Below are 2,721 nucleotides of genomic sequence, written 5' to 3' on the forward strand. Positions count from 1 at the left end.
GGCGCACTGCCGGAGGCGGCGCGCGCCACGATCGCGCGGTTCAAGAACATGGACGACGCCACGCTTGAACGCCAGGCCGACGCACTGCTTGCGGGCGATTATGAAAAGCTCGATAGGGCGGCGATCCCGTTCATCGGCGCGGCGCTGCAAGCGTACTGGCTGTACCTGGTCACGACGCTTGGGGCTGGAGCATTTAGCCGGCTCGATACCCCGCATCTCTGTCCGGTGTGCGGTTCCGCGCCCATGGCCAGCGTCGTGCGCATCGGCGCCGCGGATCACGGATTGCGCTATCTGACCTGCTCGCTGTGCAACACGCAATGGCACGCGGTGCGCATCAAGTGCGTCTTCTGCGATACCACCAAGGGCATCGCTTATTACGGCATCGAGGGCGGCAGCGCCGCGATCAAGGCCGAGAGCTGCGATGCCTGCCAGGGTTATCTCAAGATACTGTACATGGAAAAGGACCCGAACGTGGACGCGCTCGCGGATGACGTGGCGAGCATCGCACTCGATGTCCTGATGGCCGAATCCGGTATCACTCGCAATGGGGTGAATTTCTTCTTATTAGGAGGAAGTGAATAGCCCGGTAAACCGTTGTAGACGATAGTCAGTTTTCACGCATAGGCGGAACCGTCCTTGGTCCAAGCGCAGAATCCGCAAATAGCCGCTGTTTTGCCGGCGGTAGATCGTGTGCTCCAGATGCCTGCGGTGCAGGCACTGGGCGCGCAGTATGGCCACACCGCCGTGGTCCACGCCATCCGTTCCCTGTTCTCCGAAATGCGCCAAGCCATGCTGGACGGAATCGCGCTGCCCGCGGAAGCGCTGCAAGCGCCGTCGCTCGCGCGCCGCCTTCAGGCCCGGCTGGAGGCCGCCATGCAAGCTTCGCTGCGGCGTGTGTTCAACCTCACCGGCACGGTGCTGCACACCAATCTCGGGCGCGCGCTGTTGCCGGCGGCGGCTGTCGACGCGGTGCAGGCGGTGATGACCCAGCCGTGCAATCTCGAGTACGACCTCGCGCCCGGCGAGCGCGGCGACCGCGATAGCCATGTCGAAGCGCTGCTCGCCGAACTCACCGGCGCCGAGGCCGCCACGGTGGTGAACAACAACGCCGCCGCGGTGCTGCTGGTGCTGGCCACGCTCGCGGCGCGCAAGGAAGTGATCGTCTCGCGCGGCGAGCTGATCGAGATCGGCGGGTCGTTCCGCATCCCCGCGATCATGGCGCACGCGGGATGCCGACTGCGCGAAGTCGGCACCACCAATCGCACCCATCTTGCCGATTTCGAGCAGGCCATCGGCGTGCGCAGCGCGATGCTCATGAAGGTGCACACCAGCAACTACGTGATCCAGGGTTTCACCGCGGCGGTGCCGGAGCAGGAACTCGCGGCGCTCGCGCACGCCCGCGGGCTGCCGTTCGTGGTGGATCTCGGCAGCGGCACGCTCGTGGACCTGAGCCAATATGGTTTGCCACAGGAACCGACCCCGCAGGAGACACTGGCGCACGGTGCCGATATCGTGACCTTCAGCGGCGATAAGCTTTTGGGTGGGCCGCAAGCCGGCATCATCGTCGGGCGCGCCGAGCTCGTGAAAAAAATCAAGCGCAACCACCTCAAGCGCGCGCTGCGCGTGGACAAGATGACGCTGGCCGCGCTCGAGGCGGTGCTCAGGCTCTATCGCCAGCCGGAGAAGCTCGCGCAGCACCTGCCGACATTGCGGCTGCTTACGCGTCCGGCGGCCGACATCGAATCGCTGTGCCGGCGCATCGAACCGGCGGTGGCGCAAGCAGTCAGCAACGTCGCACACGTGAGTGTGGTGCCGTGCCACAGCCAGATTGGCAGCGGCGCGCTGCCGGTAGAGTTACTGCCGAGCACGGCGCTCGCGCTCGCGCCGCTCAAGCGCGGGCGTGGCGAAGGTACCGCGCTCAAGCGACTGGCAAACGCGTTCCGCGCGCTACCCGTCCCGGTGATCGGCACGATCGCCGATGGTGCGCTCAAATTCGACCTGCGCTGCCTGGAGAATGAGCGCGAGTTCGTCGAACAACTGGCGCGGCTGCGGCTCGACGCCAGCAGGAGTGAGTCATGATCACGTCGCGCGACGCTGCACGAAATAACACCCCCCTCCCTCGACGGGAGGGGGTGAGGGGGAGGGTGACGATCCAGCTCGCACCCGCATCACCCCCACCCCTCCCCCTCCCCCTTTCAGGGGGAGGGGGAGTAGGAGGTGAAGTGTCATGTTGATTGGCACCGCGGGCCATATCGACCACGGCAAGACCGCGCTCATCAAGGCGCTCACCGGCATGGACGCCGATCGCCTGAAGGAAGAAAAAGCGCGCGGCATCACCATCGACCTCGGTTATGCCTTCTATCCGCTGCCTCAAGGCGCGGTGCTCGGCTTCATCGACGTGCCGGGGCACGAGCGCTTCGTGCACAACATGCTTGCCGGCGCGACCGGCATCGACTTCGTGCTGCTGGTGGTGGCGGCGGATGACGGCGTGATGCCGCAAACGCGCGAGCACCTGGAGATCATCGATCTGCTTGGCGTGAAGCAGGGCGCGGTGGCGCTCACCAAGATCGACTGCGTGGAACCGGCGCGCGCGGCCGCGGCGCGGGCGGAGATTGAGGCCTTGCTCCGTAATACGGCGCTCGCCGGCAGCCCCGTATTTGCGCTATCGAGCGTCACCGGCGACGGTTTGCCGGCGCTGCGCGCGCATCTTGAGGCCGTGGC

3 protein-coding genes are annotated in these 2,721 nt (G+C 65.9%); all 3 read left to right on the plus strand.

Features of this window, described 5'->3' with window-relative positions; genetic code table 11:
* On the plus strand, window positions 1-582 hold a 582-nt coding region (gene fdhE, locus WB402_RS00385; protein WP_424204673.1), incomplete at its 5' end, for a formate dehydrogenase accessory protein FdhE.
* A 90-nt stretch (window positions 583-672) separates the two neighbouring features.
* Window positions 673-2,079, plus strand: coding sequence for an L-seryl-tRNA(Sec) selenium transferase (selA, locus tag WB402_RS00390; protein WP_424204677.1), 1,407 nt, complete (start codon window positions 673-675; stop codon window positions 2,077-2,079).
* A gap of 148 nt (window positions 2,080-2,227) precedes the next feature.
* A partial coding sequence (locus tag WB402_RS00395; RefSeq protein WP_424204675.1) for a GTP-binding protein occupies window positions 2,228-2,721 on the plus strand: 494 nt, incomplete at its 3' end.

Origin of the sequence: Sulfuricaulis sp. (assembly GCF_049587675.1) — a bacterium.
Taxonomy (GTDB): domain Bacteria; phylum Pseudomonadota; class Gammaproteobacteria; order Acidiferrobacterales; family Sulfurifustaceae; genus Sulfuricaulis.